General features: G+C 58.2%; 16 protein-coding genes. 10 read left to right on the forward strand and 6 right to left on the reverse strand.

Features of this window, described 5'->3' with window-relative positions; all coding sequences use genetic code 11:
* Positions 1-7: 7 nt before the first annotated feature.
* The gene (locus CHR62_RS06875) at positions 8-463 is read left to right on the forward strand and encodes a barstar family protein (protein WP_093969296.1); all 456 of its coding nucleotides are present in this window, start codon (positions 8-10) and stop codon (positions 461-463) included.
* Between the two features lie 77 nt (positions 464-540).
* On the opposite strand, the gene CHR62_RS06880 is transcribed toward CHR62_RS06875, so the two are convergent.
* Entirely contained in the window at positions 541-1,266 is a 726-nt protein-coding gene (locus tag CHR62_RS06880; protein ID WP_123660447.1) for a 16S rRNA (uracil(1498)-N(3))-methyltransferase, read from the reverse strand.
* Positions 1,267-1,465: 199 nt separating this feature from the next.
* Here CHR62_RS06880 and tkt point away from each other — a divergent pair, with 199 nt between their 5' ends.
* From tkt to CHR62_RS06925, 9 genes are all read left to right on the forward strand, one after another.
* A complete protein-coding gene (gene tkt, locus CHR62_RS06885) occupies positions 1,466-3,511 on the forward strand; it encodes a transketolase (protein WP_093969294.1) in 2,046 nt (681 codons plus the stop codon).
* A gap of 14 nt (positions 3,512-3,525) precedes the next feature.
* Entirely contained in the window at positions 3,526-4,539 is a 1,014-nt protein-coding gene (gene gap / locus CHR62_RS06890) for a type I glyceraldehyde-3-phosphate dehydrogenase (RefSeq protein ID WP_093969293.1), read from the forward strand.
* Between the two features lie 75 nt (positions 4,540-4,614).
* A complete protein-coding gene (locus tag CHR62_RS06895) occupies positions 4,615-5,811 on the forward strand; it encodes a phosphoglycerate kinase (RefSeq protein ID WP_123660448.1) in 1,197 nt (398 codons plus the stop codon).
* Between the two features lie 20 nt (positions 5,812-5,831).
* Positions 5,832-6,458 carry a molybdopterin adenylyltransferase gene (gene mog / locus CHR62_RS06900; protein WP_123660449.1) on the forward strand — a complete coding sequence of 209 codons (627 nt, stop codon included), beginning with the start codon at positions 5,832-5,834 and terminating at the stop codon, positions 6,456-6,458.
* Positions 6,459-6,494: 36 nt separating this feature from the next.
* A complete protein-coding gene (fba, locus tag CHR62_RS06905) occupies positions 6,495-7,559 on the forward strand; it encodes a class II fructose-bisphosphate aldolase (protein WP_093969291.1) in 1,065 nt (354 codons plus the stop codon).
* Positions 7,560-8,438, forward strand: coding sequence for a phosphoribosylaminoimidazolesuccinocarboxamide synthase (locus CHR62_RS06910; protein WP_093969290.1), 879 nt, complete (start codon positions 7,560-7,562; stop codon positions 8,436-8,438).
* A 2-nt stretch (positions 8,439-8,440) separates the two neighbouring features.
* Positions 8,441-8,953: a 5-(carboxyamino)imidazole ribonucleotide mutase gene (purE, locus tag CHR62_RS06915; protein WP_173862496.1), complete on the forward strand. Its 513-nt coding sequence runs from the start codon at positions 8,441-8,443 to the stop codon at positions 8,951-8,953.
* A 7-nt stretch (positions 8,954-8,960) separates the two neighbouring features.
* On the forward strand, positions 8,961-10,142 hold the full coding sequence (locus tag CHR62_RS06920; protein WP_123660450.1) for a 5-(carboxyamino)imidazole ribonucleotide synthase: 1,182 nt from the start codon (positions 8,961-8,963) through the stop codon (positions 10,140-10,142).
* A complete protein-coding gene (locus CHR62_RS06925; protein ID WP_123660451.1) occupies positions 10,139-11,236 on the forward strand; it encodes an L-threonylcarbamoyladenylate synthase in 1,098 nt (365 codons plus the stop codon). The genes CHR62_RS06920 and CHR62_RS06925 overlap by 4 nt, the downstream gene beginning before the upstream one ends.
* A 57-nt stretch (positions 11,237-11,293) precedes the next feature.
* On the opposite strand, the gene CHR62_RS06930 is transcribed toward CHR62_RS06925, so the two are convergent.
* From CHR62_RS06930 to CHR62_RS06950, 5 genes are all read right to left on the reverse strand, one after another.
* Positions 11,294-12,004, reverse strand: a complete 711-nt coding sequence (locus CHR62_RS06930) for an ABC transporter ATP-binding protein (RefSeq protein WP_093969287.1) — start codon at positions 12,002-12,004, stop codon at positions 11,294-11,296.
* Entirely contained in the window at positions 12,001-12,750 is a 750-nt protein-coding gene (locus CHR62_RS06935; protein WP_123660452.1) for an ABC transporter ATP-binding protein, read from the reverse strand. Before CHR62_RS06935 ends, CHR62_RS06930 begins: the two co-directional genes overlap by 4 nt.
* 11 nt (positions 12,751-12,761) lie before the next feature.
* Positions 12,762-13,694 carry a branched-chain amino acid ABC transporter permease gene (locus tag CHR62_RS06940; RefSeq protein WP_370318044.1) on the reverse strand — a complete coding sequence of 311 codons (933 nt, stop codon included), beginning with the start codon at positions 13,692-13,694 and terminating at the stop codon, positions 12,762-12,764.
* Positions 13,695-13,763: 69 nt separating this feature from the next.
* On the reverse strand, positions 13,764-14,645 hold the full coding sequence (locus CHR62_RS06945) for a branched-chain amino acid ABC transporter permease (protein ID WP_093969284.1): 882 nt from the start codon (positions 14,643-14,645) through the stop codon (positions 13,764-13,766).
* A 25-nt stretch (positions 14,646-14,670) separates the two neighbouring features.
* Complete coding sequence (locus CHR62_RS06950; RefSeq protein ID WP_093969283.1) at positions 14,671-15,831, reverse strand: ABC transporter substrate-binding protein; 1,161 nt, start codon at positions 15,829-15,831, stop codon at positions 14,671-14,673.
* Positions 15,832-15,874 lie beyond the last annotated feature (43 nt).

Consider the following 15,874-nt stretch of genomic DNA (forward strand, 5'->3'; position numbering starts at 1 on the left):
CGCACTCATGACTCAGACCGCGTTGGAAAAAAAGCTGAAAAAGGGCGGCCAGTTTGACGCTGCTACAGTCACCCAGGAAGCGCTTGCCGATCAGGCGCAAGCCTTGGGGCTGAACTGGTGCGTAGTCGAATGTGACCGCGCACGCAGTCGCTCCGCCGTATTGCGTGCCGTGGTCAAGGCGGTCGATTTCCCCGAGTTTTTTGGTAGCAATCTCGACGCCCTTTACGATTGTTTATGCGACACCGTTATCGACCAGAAGGCGGGTATGGTGTTGTGGTTCCACAATCTGCACTCGGGTGATCCGGCCTTGGCTGACGATGCCAAAGCTATTGCCTCGGTCTGTGAAGACGTGGTCGAGTATGCCGCCAACAATGGGCGTATTTTTGCTTTTGCCATCGAGCATGCGGGTAAGCACCCCGACCCTGAACCGGGCGTTTCGCCCATGCCGTATTCAGGCAGTTAGTCTTTTTAAGCCGGGCTCGCCCCGGCTTTTTTGCGTGCGCCTGGCTTGTTGGCGCATATCGGTGGGTGTCTGGGCGGTTAGTGCCAGCCCAGCAGGGCGCTAATGGCCGAAATCATCGCCAGTCCTGCGGTCTCGGTACGCAGTACGCGGGCGCCAAAACTGATCTGCGTCGCGCCGTGCTTCAGTGCCGTGGCTGTTTCTTCGTCGGACCAACCGCCTTCTGGTCCGACAAGCAAGGTAATGTGGGGTGTGGTCAGGCCAGCAACGGCCTGAGCCAGCGTTGTAGATGACTGCGGGTGACACAGTAGGGTCAGGCCCGCTGTGCCACTAGCCAGAAAATCGGCCAGTGAAACCGGAGCGGTTACCGTGGGCAGACGGTTTCGACCACATTGCTCGCAAGCCGACTGTATGGTTTTTTCCCAGTGTTGCAGGCGTTTTTCGGTACGTGACCCCGATAGTTGCAGTACGCTGCGGCGGGCCGCGATAGGCACAACCCGGGTGGCACCAAGCTCGACGGCTTTTTCGATGATCCAGTCCATTTTGTCGCCGGACGCCAGGCCTTGCGCCAAGGTGATGTGGCCCGGCAACTCACGCTCTATCGGGTCTTTGTCACCCAATTGGGCGAAGGCGTGCTTGCCGTCGATGTGCAATATGGCCTGGTATTCTCCCCCCGTCCCATCGAACAGAGTGATAGGGCTGTTGTTTTTTAGCCGCAATACGCGTACGGCGTGATGCGCCAAGGCGTCGGGCAGCGCCATGGTGTGCTGCGCGGTTAACGGGGTGGGGCAATAGAAACGTGGCATGAATGTGGGTGTTGTCAGGTGATCAAAAGCGATGCGGATGCAGAAATCGCAGGCTTTACGTCGGTGTCGACAAGTGTATCGGGTTTGGCCGTAACAAGTTAATTCTTACCACGGTGTTAAAATGCCGGGCTTTACAACGCTAATTTATTGGGGTTTGCCCTAGTGTTTTGCGGGCATGCCCACGTTTTGCGAGTACTAAATGAGCCAATCGCCCACTCAAGATTCATCTCTGGCCAATGCCGTCCGAGCCCTGGCCATGGATGCAGTCCAGCAAGCCAAGTCGGGCCACCCCGGCGCCCCTATGGGTATGGCCGATATTGCCGAAGCCCTCTGGACGCGCCATTTGCGTCATAACCCGGCCGATCCGGCATGGGCCAACCGCGACCGTTTCGTATTGTCCAACGGTCACGGCTCCATGCTTATTTACGCGCTGCTGCATTTAAGTGGCTACGATCTTCCCATCGAAGAACTCAAAAACTTCCGGCAGCTGCATTCTCGTACGCCGGGCCACCCCGAAGTGGGTATTACCGCTGGCGTTGAAACCACAACCGGCCCGTTAGGCCAGGGTGTGAGCAATGCAGTTGGCATGGCGCTTGCCGAGGCCCTGCTGGCCAAAGAGTTCAACCGTGACGGTCATAATATTGTCGACCACTTCACGTATGCCTTTGTGGGCGACGGCTGCCTCATGGAAGGCATCTCCCACGAAGCGTGCTCGCTTGCCGGTACGCTTAAGTTGTCCAAGCTGATCGTTTACTACGACGACAACGGTATCTCCATCGACGGTAACGTCGAGCACTGGTTTGGCGACGATACCCCGGCGCGCTTTGAAAGTTATGGCTGGAATGTGATCCGTAATGTAGACGGGCACAACGTGATGGCGGTTGACCAGGCCACCGAACAGGCCAAACAGAATGCAGCCCAAAACAAGGGCCCCACGCTTATTTGCTGCCGTACGGTGATTGGCAAAGGCGCGCCCAACATGGAAGGTTCCGAAAAAGTACACGGAGCGCCATTGGGGGCCGACGAAATTGCTGCCACTCGTGCCGCCCTGAATTGGCCGCACGCGCCGTTCGAAATTCCGGCTCACATCTATCAACGTTGGGATGCCCGGGTCAAGGGTCAGCTTTGGCAGGGCGAGTGGGACACAGCCTTTGACGCATATGCCCAAGCCTATCCGCAACTGGCGGCCGAATACCAACGCCGCATGAAAGGCGACTTGCCCGACGGGTTCGAAGGTCAGGTTCAGGCATTCATTCGCGCTACCGCCGAGCGCGCCGAAACCGTGGCAACGCGCAAGGCTTCGCAGCTGGCCATTACTGCGTTGGTCGACGTGCTGCCCGAATTGCTGGGCGGCTCAGCCGATCTGACCGGTTCAAACTTTACCGACTGGAAGGGTGCCCAACCTGTCCGTGCCACTGAAAACGGTCTGCAGTTCGGCCGTCACATCAATTATGGCGTGCGCGAGTTCGGTATGGCTGCCATCATGAACGGCGTTGCCCTGCACGGTGGCTACCTGCCTTTCGGCGGCACGTTCCTGACATTCTCCGACTACTCTCGCAATGCGCTTCGCATGGCCGCGCTCATGAAACAGCGCGTGGTTCATGTGTTTACGCACGATTCTATCGGTTTGGGCGAAGACGGCCCCACTCACCAATCGGTCGAGCACGCCGCCAGCCTGCGTCTCATTCCAAACTTGCATGTCTGGCGTCCTTGCGACACCACCGAAACAGCCGTGGCCTGGGCGCAATCAGTATCTCGTCCGGCCAGTATTGGCATGAATGTTCGTGCAGGTGGGCCATCAGCGTTGTTGCTGTCGCGTCAAAATCTGCCTTTTGTCCAGCGTAACGACGACACGATCGCCGCGATTGCGCGTGGCGGTTATGTGTTGTCCGATGCCGATGGCTTCAAGGCGGTCATTATCGCCACAGGCTCTGAAGTCGAACTGGCATTGGCGGCACAACAGCAACTGGCCGAAAAAGGCGTGGCGGTGCGCGTTGTGTCCATGCCGTGTACCGAGCTTTTCGATGCACAAGACGCGACCTGGAAGGGTAGTGTTCTGCCTGCAGGTATTCCGCGTGTGGCGGTCGAAGCCGGCGTCACGGCAGGCTGGTACAAATATGTTGGCCTTGAAGGCGTCGTTGTCGGTATCGACACGTACGGCGAATCGGCGCCGGCAGGGGTGTTGTTCAAGCATTTCGGTCTGACTGCCGAGCGTGTTGTTGCGGCCGTCGAACAGGTTTTATAAACAGGAGATTTACCATGGCAATTCGCGTAGCGATTAACGGATACGGGCGTATTGGCCGCAACATTTTGCGTGCTCACTACGAAGGCGGCAAAAAACACGACATCGAAATCGTGGCCATCAACGATTTGGGCGACCCTAAAACCAACGCTCACTTAACGCGCTACGACACCGCGCACGGCAAGTTCCCAGGTACGGTCGAAGTCGACGGCGATCACCTCGTCGTTAATGGCGACAAAATCCGTGTTTTGGCTAACCGTAACCCGGCCGAATTGCCCTGGGGCGAACTGGGTGTCGACGTCGTGCTCGAGTGCACCGGCTTTTTCACCACCAAAGAAGCGGCTGGCGCGCACATCAAAGGCGGCGCTAAAAAAGTCATTATTTCGGCCCCCGGCGGTAAAGACGTCGACGCGACTGTTGTCTACGGCGTCAACCACGACGTGCTGAAGGCTTCCGACACCGTTATTTCGAACGCTTCGTGCACCACCAACTGCCTGGCCCCGCTGGTATTGCCACTGCACCAAAAACTGGGTGTTGTGAACGGCCTGATGACCACGATTCACGCTTACACCAACGACCAGGTTCTGACTGACGTCTATCACTCCGACCTGCGTCGCGCTCGTTCGGCTACCTCCAGCATGATCCCCACCAAAACCGGTGCGGCGTCTGCGGTCGGTCTGGTGTTGCCCGAACTGAACGGCAAGCTCGACGGCTACGCCATGCGCGTGCCCACTATCAACGTGTCCATCGTCGATCTGTCGTTTGTTGCGGCACGCGAAACCACGGTTGAAGAAGTCAACGCCATCCTCAAAGAAGCTGCAGCTTCCGGCCCGCTCAAAGGCATCCTCGACTACAGCGAAGAGCCTCTGGTGTCGGTCGACTACAACCACACTGCCGCATCGTCTACTGTCGACGCTGGTCTTACTAAAGTGTCGGGCAACCTGGTCAAGGTTTGCTCGTGGTACGACAACGAGTGGGGTTTCTCGAACCGCATGCTCGACACCACAGTGGCCTTGATGTCTGCCAAGTAAGCTGTTGGTTCTTTTGCAAAGGGCGGGGACTCCCCGCCCTTGCGCTATCTGTCAATTTCGTTTTCCCCGCCGCCCATGTCCAACGTCCAAACTCTTTCCGCCCTGGTTAAAGCCAATCAGCTGTCCGGTAAACGCGTGTTTATCCGCTCCGACCTGAACGTTCCCTTCAACGACAACCGCGAAATCACCGAAGATACGCGCATTCGTGCGTCTATTCCCGCCGTGCGCATGGCCCTCGACGCCGGCGCCGCCGTCATGGTGACCTCGCATTTGGGTCGCCCCACCGAAGGCACTGTCACAGCCGACGACTCTTTGGCGCCTGTGGCGCGCCGTATGTCCGAATTGCTGGGTACAGAGGTCAGGCTGGTCGCCAATTGGGTCGAAGGCGTTGACGTTGCACCGGGGCAGGTGGTTATGCTCGAGAACGCGCGTTGCAACGTGGGTGAAAAGAAAAACGACGAGGCCTTGTCGCGCAAAATGGCCGCCCTGTGCGACGTTTACGTAAACGACGCCTTTGGTACGGCTCACCGCGCCGAAGCTACCACGCACGGTATTGCGCGTTTTGCGCCGGTGGCTTGCGCAGGTCCCTTGCTCGAAGCCGAGCTCGACGCGCTGGGCCAGGCCCTTGAGCAACCCAAGCGTCCTATGGTGGCGATTGTGGCCGGCTCAAAAGTATCGACAAAGTTGTCCATTTTGCGTGCACTGGCCGACAAGGTCGACCAGTTGGTGGTGGGTGGCGGTATTGCCAACACCTTCATGCTGGCCCAGGGCTTGCCTATCGGCAAGTCGCTCGCCGAACCCGATCAAGTCGAAGAGGCCCGCGCGGTCATTGACATCATGCAGAAGCGCGGGGCGGGTGTGCCGATTCCTACCGACGTTGTCTGCGCAAAGTCTTTCAGCGCCGATGCCCAGGCGACGGTCAAGGCGTCTGCCGATGTCGCCGAAGATGACATGATTTTGGATATTGGTCCCGATACGGCGCAAACATTGGCCAACATTCTCAAACAGGCCGGTACCATCGTCTGGAACGGCCCCGTGGGCGTGTTTGAGTTTGATGCTTTCGAAAACGGCACCAAAGTGGTGGCGCAAGCCATTGCCGATTCCGCCGCGTTTTCAATTGCGGGCGGTGGCGACACCCTGGCGGCTATCGCCAAGTACAACATTGCCGACAAAGTTGGCTATATCTCGACCGGTGGCGGTGCTTTCCTCGAGTTCCTCGAAGGCAAGGTACTGCCCGCTGTGGACGTTCTGCAACAGCGCGCCGCCGGCTAAAGTCGATAAGGAGCTCTGCTATGACGACGGCGAAACGACTGGTTCGTACCCATCCTGATCAATTGTTGGTGGGCCTTGTGTCCATTTCCGATCGCGCGTCGTCGGGCACCTACGAAGATCAGGGTATCCCGGCGCTTCAGGGTTGGCTTGAAGGGGCGCTGGTCAACGGGGCGCAATTCGAGGCCCGTCTGATCCCAGACGAGCAAGCGCTTATTTCGAGTACGCTGGCCGAACTGGTCGACGAGGTCGGTTGCGACCTGGTGTTGACCACCGGGGGTACTGGTCCGGCGCGTCGCGATGTCACGCCTGAAGCCACGCTGGCTGTCGCGACAAAAACCATGCCGGGTTTCGGCGAACAAATGCGCCAGATCAGCCTGAAGTTCGTGCCCACGGCCATTTTGTCGCGGCAAGTTGCCGTCATTCGCGAAACGGCCGATCATGCGGCACTTATCATTAATTTGCCCGGTCAGCCCAAAGCTATTCGCGAAACCCTCGAAGGCCTGAAAGACGATCAGGGCAACACGCAGGTTGCAGGCATATTTGCCGCCGTGCCCTACTGTATCGACTTGATCGGCGGCCCCTACATCGAAACCCATGAGCACGTCGTGAAAGCCTTCCGTCCGAAGTCGGCTGTTCGGGTAAAATGACAACCATTCTTTATTCAATCTGACAGGAGTCTTTCCATGGCCCTCGTTTCCATGCGTCAGCTGCTCGACCACGCTGCCGAAAACGGTTACGGTATCCCCGCATTCAACGTCAACAACCTTGAGCAGGTTCAGGCCATTATGGAGGCCGCCGACGAAACCAACAGCCCGGTCATCATGCAGGCTTCGGCGGGTGCGCGTAAATACGCTGGCGAAGGCTTCCTGAAGTATCTTATTCAGGCGGCTGTCGAAAGCTACCCCCATCTGCCCGTTGTCATGCACCAAGACCACGGTCAGTCGCCCGCCATTTGCCAGGGCGCTATCAACCTGGGCTTCACCAGCGTCATGATGGACGGCTCGCTCAAAGAAGACGGCAAAACGATTGCCGACTACGACTACAACGTCGATGTCACCCGTAAAGTGGTCGACATGGCACACAAGCTGGGTATCACAGTCGAAGGCGAACTTGGCTGCCTTGGCTCGCTTGAAACCATGCAAGGCGACAAAGAAGACGGTCACGGCGCCGAAGGCAAACTGACCATGGACCAGCTCCTGACCGACCCTGAGCAAGCAGCCGATTTCGTACGCCAAACTCAGCTCGACGCCTTGGCTATCGCTATTGGCACGAGCCACGGTGCCTACAAGTTCTCGCGCAAGCCCACTGGCGACATCCTGTCTATCGCCCGCATCAAAGAAATCCACCAGCGCTTGCCCAATACGCACTTGGTTATGCACGGTTCGTCCAGCGTTCCCCAAGAACTCCTCGCCGAAATCCGTCAGTTTGGCGGCGACATGAAAGAAACTTATGGCGTGCCTGTCGAAGAAATTCAGGAAGCCATCAAGTTTGGCGTTCGCAAAATCAACATCGACACCGATATCCGTCTGGCCATGACCGGCGCCATCCGTCGTTTCATGGCCGAGAACCCCGGCAAGTTCGACCCGCGCGAATACCTCAAGCCTGCCCGTATTGCCGCCAAGCAAATTTGCTTGCAGCGCTACGAACAATTTGGTTGTGCCGGCAACGCCAGCAAAATCAAGCCGGTTGCGCTCGACGAAATGGCACGCAAGTATGCGGCCGGTGAACTTGCCCAGGTAGTTCAGTAAATGTCAGCCTTGCTTCAGTCGTCTATTCAGTCCTTGCCGCTGCTTGCGCGCGGCAAGGTGCGCGACATGTATGCGGTCGGTGACGACAAGCTGCTTATTGTTGCTACCGACCGCATCTCGGCGTTCGACGTCATTCTCGACGATCCTGTGCCCGGCAAAGGTCAAGTGCTCACCGACCTGACCGAGTTCTGGTTGAAAAAGCTCGCGCACATTGTGCCTAACCACAGTACCGGTGTCCGGCCCGAAGATGTCGTTCTTCCCGAAGAGCGCGATCAGGTAGTCGGACGCGCTATGGTGGTCAAGCGGCTCAAACCCGTGATGGTCGAAGCTGTCGCTCGTGGTTATCTGATCGGTTCGGGCTGGAAAGACTACCAGGCTACCGGTGCCGTATGCGGCATCGCCTTGCCGGCAGGGCTTAAACAGGCCGGTCGTTTGCCCCAGCCTATTTTTACGCCTGCAGCCAAAGCCGAAGTCGGCGCACACGACGAGAACGTCGACTTTGCACACGTCGTGCGCGAAGTTGGCCAGGAGATGGCCGAGAAAATCCGCGACATCACACTGCGCTTGTACAGCGAAGCCTCCGAGTACGCGGCGACCAAAGGCATTATCATTGCCGACACCAAATTCGAGTTCGGTCTGGATGACCAGGGTGTGCTGCATCTGATGGACGAAGTCCTGACGCCCGACTCGTCTCGTTTTTGGCCTGCCGCCGATTACGCCGAGGGCACCAGCCCGCCATCGTTCGACAAGCAGTTTGTGCGCGACTGGCTCGAGACCCAGGTGTGGGACAAAACGCCGCCCGCGCCGCGTTTGCCGGTCGATGTCGTCGAGAAGACGGCGGCCAAGTATCGCGAAGCCCTGACACGCCTGACGACCTGATCATGACCACAGCCAACACTGCCTCTAGTCAGCCCGTTGTGGGCGTCATCATGGGTTCATCCAGCGACTGGGATGTCATGAAGCACGCAACCGATATGCTTGATGCGTTTGGTGTGGCTTACGAAGCCCAAGTGATTTCGGCGCATCGTATGCCGACCGACATGGCCGAGTACGGCGCAGCAGCCCGGGCGCGTGGTTTGCGCGCCATTATTGCCGGTGCAGGCGGCGCAGCCCACTTGCCCGGCATGATGGCGGCCCTTACGCCGGTCCCGGTGTTTGGCGTGCCCGTGCCCTCGCGTTATTTGCGCGGTGAAGACTCGCTTCTGTCTATTGTGCAAATGCCGAAAGGTGTGCCTGTGGCGACCTTTGCCATTGGCGAGGCCGGCGCAGCCAATGCGGCATTGCACGCCATTGCCTGTCTGGCCACAACCGACAAGGCTCTGGCCGATCAACTCGATGCCTTCCGTGCCCGCCAAACCCAGGCGGCGCGCGATATGGTCGTTCCACCCGTTTAATAATTTTATGACTGCACTTCAGCATTCCATGCCTGTGCCGCCCGGTAGCTGGCTGGGTATGGTAGGCGGCGGCCAGCTGGGTCGCATGTTTTGCCACGCTGCACAAAGCCTGGGTTACAAGGTGGCCGTGCTCGACCCCGCAGCCGGCTGCCCCGCCGGGGTCGTTGCCGACCGCCATATTCAGGCCGCTTACGACGATCCTGCTGCGCTCGAGTTGCTGGGTAGTTTGTGCGCCGCGGTTAGTACTGAATTCGAAAATGTTCCGGCCGACAGTCTTCGTCGCTTGGCCAGACATTGCGCCGTCAGCCCCTCGGGTGATGCCGTCGCTGTGGTGCAAGACCGCATTCTTGAAAAGGCGTTTATTACGCAAGCCGGTGTGCCTGTTGCACCGTATTGCGCCGTTACCGATCGCGCACATATTGTCCAGGCGCCCGACAATTTGTTCCCGGGCATATTGAAGGCAGCCCGGTTGGGGTACGACGGCAAGGGCCAGGCCCGGGTAAGCTCGCGCGATGCAGCGCTTGAAGCGTTTGATGCCTTTGGCGGCGTGCCTTGCGTACTCGAAGCCATGTTGCCGCTGGCCGATGAAATTTCTGTGGTCATGGCACGGGGTTACGATGATGCCTGTGTGGTCTATACCCCAGCGCACAACGAACACCGTGATGGCATTTTGGCCGTTTCCACCGTCGACCCAGTAGCCGTCCAGTCGCGCCAGGCGCTGTATGCACAAGCGGCCCAGGCCGCTCAGCGCATCGCGGGGCAACTCGATTACCGTGGCGTTTTGTGTGTCGAGTTCTTCATTCTTGAAGACGGCAGCCTGGTGGCCAACGAAATTGCCCCACGTCCGCATAACAGCGGTCACCATACCATTAACGCCTGCGTATCCAGCCAGTTCGAACAACAAGTCAGGGTCATGGCAGGCTTGCCCTTGGGTTCGGCGCATAGTCATAGTGCGTCGGTCATGCTCAATATTTTGGGTGATTTATGGTTCGATGCGGCTGGTAATATGCGCGAGCCCGATTGGGCCGGTGTTTTGGGGTTCGATCATGCTCACTTGCATTTATATGGCAAGGCCGAGGCCCGCAAAGGCCGGAAGATGGGCCATATCACTGTAACTGGCGCAACGCTCGATCAGGCCCGGGAACAAGCCGCGGGCGTCGCTCGCGTGTTGGGTTTAGCCTATTCATGACGCTAGCTGCCGGCCCTACCGATATCGATGCCGCGGCGCGTCGGCTGGTCGCTGGCGGGCTGGTCGCCTTTCCGACTGAAACGGTTTATGGTTTAGGCGCCGATGCTGAAAATCCCGCTGCCATTGCGGGTATTTATGCGGCTAAAGGCCGGCCCTCCGATCACCCTGTCATTGTCCATCTTGCACCGGGGGCCGACCTTGCCTATTGGGCAAAAGACATTCCTGACGTCGCCTATGCGTTGGTTGAGGCGTTCTGGCCAGGTCCGCTGACGCTTATTTTGCCGCGCGCCGATCGCATCCCCGATGCCGTCAGTGGCGGGCAAGACACGGTTGGTTTGCGGTGTCCGTCGCACCCGGTAGCGCAGCAGTTACTGGCGCAATTTGCCCGACTTAAAGGCGGGCAGGGCGGGGTCGCTGCACCATCGGCCAATAAGTTTGGACAGGTGTCGCCCACAACGGCCGATCACGTCCGTGCCGAATTCCCCGAGCTGGATGATTCCCGTCTGCTCGTACTTGATGGCGGCGCCGCCCAGGTGGGTATCGAGTCGACCATTCTGGATGTATCGCGGTTAGGTAAGGGTGTGCCGCCGGCGCTGCTGCGGCCGGGGCATATTAGTGCCGCCCAAATTGCCGATGTCATCGGCGTCATGCCGTCATTGCAGGCAGGCACCGATGCGCCGCGCGTGTCGGGTTCATTGAAAGCGCACTACGCGCCTCATACGCCTTTGGTGTTGCTGGGGCGCGATGAGATCCAGACAGCAGCTCAGCGCTTGGTTGCTAAAGGTTCATCGGTCGTGGCCGTGGGCTTTGGTAACCCACCCGTCGGGTTTGTCCCTGCCGATACGGCGCTGCGCCACGCAGAGAAAAACGAAGGCGCCCGTGACCCAGGCATCGATTTTTTAGGTAACGCCCGCTTGCTGTGGGTGCAGGCACCAGAAGACCCGCACGCTTATGCGCATGCGCTTTACGCACAGTTGCGCGCCATTGACGCGCTGGGTGCAGACCAGATCATGCTGGAGCGCCCGCCGGAAACCGAGGCGTGGCGCGCTGTGAATGACCGTATCGGGCGCGCCGCCGCCGCGTTTGGCGGCTGACGCCCGATATCATTTAGATGGCGGTGAGATGTACCCCCGCCGTGTTGACCCAGACGTTTAAACGCCCAGATACCGCGTCAGCAGGTCGGGTTGGTTAATCAACGTGGCGCTTTCTTTTTCTTCGACTACCACGCCTTTTTCAAGTACGACGCAACGGTCAGTGTTGGCCAGTACCTTGCGATAGTTGCGGTCGACAATTAGCGTGGCTACGCCGGTGTCTCGAATGGTGCCGATAATGCGCCAGATTTCGGCGATGATCAGCGGCGCCAGACCTTCGGTGGCTTCATCAAGAATCAGGATGTCGGGGTTGGTCATCAGGGCGCGACCGATAGCCAGCATTTGCTGCTCACCCCCGGACAACTGTTGACCACCATGTTGCAGGCGCTCGGTCAGACGAGGGAAGGTCTCCAGCACCCGTTCGTATGTCCAGTCGTTGCGGCCATTAAACCCGGGGCGGGCGGCTACCAGCAGGTTTTCGCGCACGTCTAGGTTGGGGAAAATACCGCGCCCTTCGGGTACGTAGGCAATACCCTGACGGGCCACTTGGTGCGGTTCTGATCGGGTGTGGTCGGCACCTCGAATTTTAATGCTGCCCGCTGTGGGCCGGATATGGCCCATGAGTGTGCGGATTAGTGTGGTCTTGCCCATGCCGTTACGGCCCAGCAATCCGATAGACTCGCCTGCATTGATTTGCAAGTTCACGTCGAACAGGATGTGGCTTTCACCGTAGTGGGTATTGATGCCCTGGGCGTCGATCAGGACGGTCATTCTTCTTCTCCCAGGTATGCGGTTTGTACGTCGGGGTTGTGCCGGATGGATTCGGGGTCGCCATGCGCAATGACACAGCCGTTAACCATGACCGTGATTTCGTCGGAAATACGGAAAACGGCGTCCATGTCGTGTTCGACCAGCAAAATGGCGTGCTCTTTCTTAAGGGAGTCGAGCAAGTTCAGCATGCGGTCGGTTTCTTCGGCGCCCATGCCCGCCAGAGGCTCGTCGAGCAACAGGACTTTGGGGTGAGTGGCCAGGCACATGGCGATTTCGAGCTGGCGCTTGCCGCCGTGGGAGAGCAGCCCGGCTGGCCGGTCGGCGAACTCGGCCAACCCGGCCAGCTCTAGAGCGCGGTCGGCGGCTTCGTTACTGTAAGTGCACTTGCTGGCCGGGAAGGCCCAGCTCCAAAATTTTTGATGGTTCGACTGGGCCGAAATACGGCAGTTTTCGTGCACGCTGAGCGATGGAAAAATAGTGGTGCGTTGATAGCTGCGACCCAGGCCTGCCCGGGCGCGGTCGGGCTGCGGCCAGCGGGTGATGTCTTTGTCGAGCATAGTAATGTTGCCCTCGTTGGGGGGGATTTCGCCAGACAGGACGCTGACCAGTGTTGATTTGCCTGCGCCATTAGTGCCAATGACGGCGTGTACAGACCCCTGGTTAAGGTCGACTGAAACGCGGTCGATGGCCACCAGCCCACCGAAGCGGCGTGTGATGTTCTTGGCCGATAAGAGTGTTTTAGACATGCGTAATACCTTTACTTGGCCGTTGCCGGTGCGGTGGAACGATTGCGGCGGGCGCGAAGTTGCTCGGGCAGCCCAATAAGACCTTTAGGCATGAAGGCAACGAGCGCGATAATGGCCAGACCAAACGTTAAGTGCCAGTGGATGGCAAACGACCCGAAGATAGCCTCGGACTGAAAGACCTCTTGCAACAAAATAAGGCCGATAGCCCCAATAACGGCGCCCCAAAGGCGACCCATGCCCCCCAAGATAACCATAAGCAGCACCAGGCCGGACTGCTCCCAGGCGAGTAGTTCGGGATTAACGTAGCCATCTTTGACGGCATACAGCAGGCCGGCTAGCCCTCCGAATGCGGCGGCTATGACATAGGCGGTAAGTTTGTAGCCAAACGTAGAGAAGCCGGCGGCGCGCATGCGCTGTTCGTTGACGTGAATGCCGGTGAGCGCAGCGCCAAAGCGCGAGCGCATCAGCATGGTCAGAAAGCCCCAGGTAAACAGCAGGCAAGCCAGGGTGAACAGATAGAAGGTATAGCTGTTGTCGATATTAAGAATGACCCAGTCGCCAATGCGAAGCTCGGGGCGTACGTACAGGTAGATGCCGTCGCTGCCGCCACCTAGTTTGGTGTCGTGGAAGACGTAGTAAGCCATTTGCGCGAAGGCCAGCGTCACCATGATGAAGTAAATGCCTTTGGTGCGCAGGGCGAGTGCGCCGGTAATAACGGCATAAGCCATGGCACACAGAATGGCGGCGGGGATAACCCACAGCATGTTGCCCGACGCGTACTCGGGCGACAGCAGGGTGACCGCATACGCCGAGATGCCGAAAAATGCCGAATGCCCCAAGCTGACCAGCCCCGTGCAGCCCACCAGTAGTTGAAGGCTTAGCGCAAACAGGGAATAAATCATGATCTTGATGATCAGAGCGGTGTAGTAGTCGGCGGTGACCATGGGCAACAAGGCCGTGATGATGACCAGAACTGGCACCAGAAGGGTACGAAATGAGGATTGCATACGTCGTTAGCCTTGCTTGAACAGCCCCTCGGGCTTGAATAACAGAATGGCGGCCATCATGAGATAGACCAGAACCCCAGCGGCTTGCGGGAACAGAACTTGACCGAAGGTGTCGACAAAGCCAATTAGCATGGCGGCAACAAAAGCCCCCTTGATTGACCCGATGCCGCCGATAACGACCACGACGAAGCAAATAATAAGAATGGCATTACCCATGCCCGGATATACCGATGAAACGGGTGCGGCAATGGCGCCGGCCAGCGCGGCCAGGGCAACCCCTAGAGCGAAAACAATACGGAACAAACGGTTGATGTCGATACCCAGCGAATTGATCATTTCACGGTTGCTGGCGCCGGCGCGGATCATCATGCCCAGGCGGGTGCGGGCCAGCAGCCAGTACATAAGCAGGGCAACCACAATACATACGGCCGAGATGAAAAGGCGGTAAGTGGGATAGGTCATGACGTCGCTAAGCGCAATAGTGCCGCTGAGCCAGTCGGGCGGTGATACACCGTGAACGTCGTTGTCGATGATGATGCTGCGCAGTTCTTCGAAAACGAGAATCAGGCCGTATGTCATGAGGACCTGTTGCAGGTGCTCGCGGGTGTACAGGTAACTGTAAAACGCCCATTCTAGAAAGTAGCCCAGTATGGCGGCCAGAAAAATGCAAGCCACAAGGGTGGTTACAAAGCCCCCGCCCAAATACTGAGCCACAAGGGGCTCGAGGGCGAAGGCCATGTAGGCCCCGATCATATAGAAACTGCCATGCGCCAGGTTGATGATGCCCATGATGCCGAAAATGAGCGTAAGCCCGCTGGCAACCAGGAACAGCAACAACCCGTACTGTATGGCGTTAAGACACTGAATTAAAAATATGACCGGGTCCACGTGGCCTCCTACTGATTTATTGTTATTAGTTCATTTTGCAGCCAACCGACGGATCGGCCAGCGCTTTTACTGCAACCTTCACAGGTACGTTGTCTTCGCCTTTAACTTCGCGCAAGTACATGTCTTGCACAGGGTTACCCGACTTGGACAGCGTGAATTTGCCGCGAGGGCTGTCGATGGTAGCGTTGCGGATGGCATCGCGCATCTGGTCTTTTTTGGCAACGTCGCCACCGACGGCTTTCAGGCCGGCGTCGAGCATTTGCGCGGCGTCGTAGCCCTGAACGGCATAAACGTCAGGCGGCAGCTTGGGGAAGTTCTTTTTGTAGCTTTCGCGGAAGGCGTTGTCGCGTTCTGTGTTCAGGCCGTCGGCGTAGTGCAACGCCGTCAGCAGACCTTGTGCCGATTCTCCCTGAGCTTTTAGGGTGCCGTCGGTCAGGAAGCCGGCGCCGACCAGTTCGATATCTTTGCCCAAGCCAGCTGCGGCGTAGTCTTGTACGAATTTGACGGCACCACCACCCGCAAAGAAGGTGTAGACGACATCGGGCTTGGTGGCCGCGATTTCAGTCAGCAGGGGCTGGAATTCAACCTGAGGGAAAGGCAGTGTCAGGTGTTTGACGACTTTGCCACCGGCTTTTTCAAAAGATTCTTTGAAGCCATCGGTGGACTCTTTACCTGCAGCGTAGTTCCAGGAAATAGTGACCGCATTTTTGTGGCCTTTTTCGGCTGCAGCGGCGCCCATGGCGTAGCCCGGTTGCCAGTTGGAGAACGACGAACGGAATACGTTTTTGCTGCACAGGGGGCCGGTGATGGCGCCTGCACCCGCGTTGGGGATGATCAGGGTGGTGTCGGAATCGGTGGCGGCCTTAGCCAGCGCCATGGCCACGCCCGAGTGCACTGTGCCGACCAGAATGTCGACCTGGTCGCGCTTGATCAGGCGGTTGGCGTTATCGGGGCCCTTGGACGGGTTGGACTCGTCATCAACACGGAAGTAGGTGATTTCCTGGCCGGCAAGTTTGCCGCCTTGTTCTTGAACATAAAGTTTGAAGCCGTTTTCGATGGCCTCGCCTAATTGCGCATAGGTGCCGCTGTAGGGCAGCATGAAGCCGACCTTGACTTCGGCGGATGCAGCACCTGCGCCAAAAGCCATCGCGACGGCGAGGGCGGTACCTGTCAATACTTTCTTCATTTGTCTACTCCTTGGTGTTGTCAATAAAGGTACTGCTGGAAAC

Origin of the sequence: Pusillimonas sp. NJUB218 (assembly GCF_003788685.1) — a bacterium.
Taxonomy (GTDB): Bacteria; Pseudomonadota; Gammaproteobacteria; order Burkholderiales; family Burkholderiaceae_B; genus Neopusillimonas.

Coding starts and splice junctions, on each gene's coding strand:
- CHR62_RS06930 (WP_093969287.1), bottom strand. CDS start 12,004: ATGACCGTCCTGATCGACGCCCAGGGCATCAATACCCACTACGGTGAA.
- tkt (WP_093969294.1), top strand. CDS start 1,466: ATGAGCCAATCGCCCACTCAAGATTCATCTCTGGCCAATGCCGTCCGA.
- CHR62_RS06895 (WP_123660448.1), top strand. CDS start 4,615: ATGTCCAACGTCCAAACTCTTTCCGCCCTGGTTAAAGCCAATCAGCTG.
- CHR62_RS06935 (WP_123660452.1), bottom strand. CDS start 12,750: ATGTCTAAAACACTCTTATCGGCCAAGAACATCACACGCCGCTTCGGT.
- CHR62_RS06920 (WP_123660450.1), top strand. CDS start 8,961: ATGACTGCACTTCAGCATTCCATGCCTGTGCCGCCCGGTAGCTGGCTG.
- CHR62_RS06950 (WP_093969283.1), bottom strand. CDS start 15,831: ATGAAGAAAGTATTGACAGGTACCGCCCTCGCCGTCGCGATGGCTTTT.
- CHR62_RS06940 (WP_370318044.1), bottom strand. CDS start 13,694: ATGGTCACCGCCGACTACTACACCGCTCTGATCATCAAGATCATGATT.
- CHR62_RS06880 (WP_123660447.1), bottom strand. CDS start 1,266: ATGCCACGTTTCTATTGCCCCACCCCGTTAACCGCGCAGCACACCATG.
- gap (WP_093969293.1), top strand. CDS start 3,526: ATGGCAATTCGCGTAGCGATTAACGGATACGGGCGTATTGGCCGCAAC.
- CHR62_RS06875 (WP_093969296.1), top strand. CDS start 8: ATGACTCAGACCGCGTTGGAAAAAAAGCTGAAAAAGGGCGGCCAGTTT.
- purE (WP_173862496.1), top strand. CDS start 8,441: ATGACCACAGCCAACACTGCCTCTAGTCAGCCCGTTGTGGGCGTCATC.
- fba (WP_093969291.1), top strand. CDS start 6,495: ATGGCCCTCGTTTCCATGCGTCAGCTGCTCGACCACGCTGCCGAAAAC.
- CHR62_RS06925 (WP_123660451.1), top strand. CDS start 10,139: ATGACGCTAGCTGCCGGCCCTACCGATATCGATGCCGCGGCGCGTCGG.
- CHR62_RS06910 (WP_093969290.1), top strand. CDS start 7,560: ATGTCAGCCTTGCTTCAGTCGTCTATTCAGTCCTTGCCGCTGCTTGCG.
- mog (WP_123660449.1), top strand. CDS start 5,832: ATGACGACGGCGAAACGACTGGTTCGTACCCATCCTGATCAATTGTTG.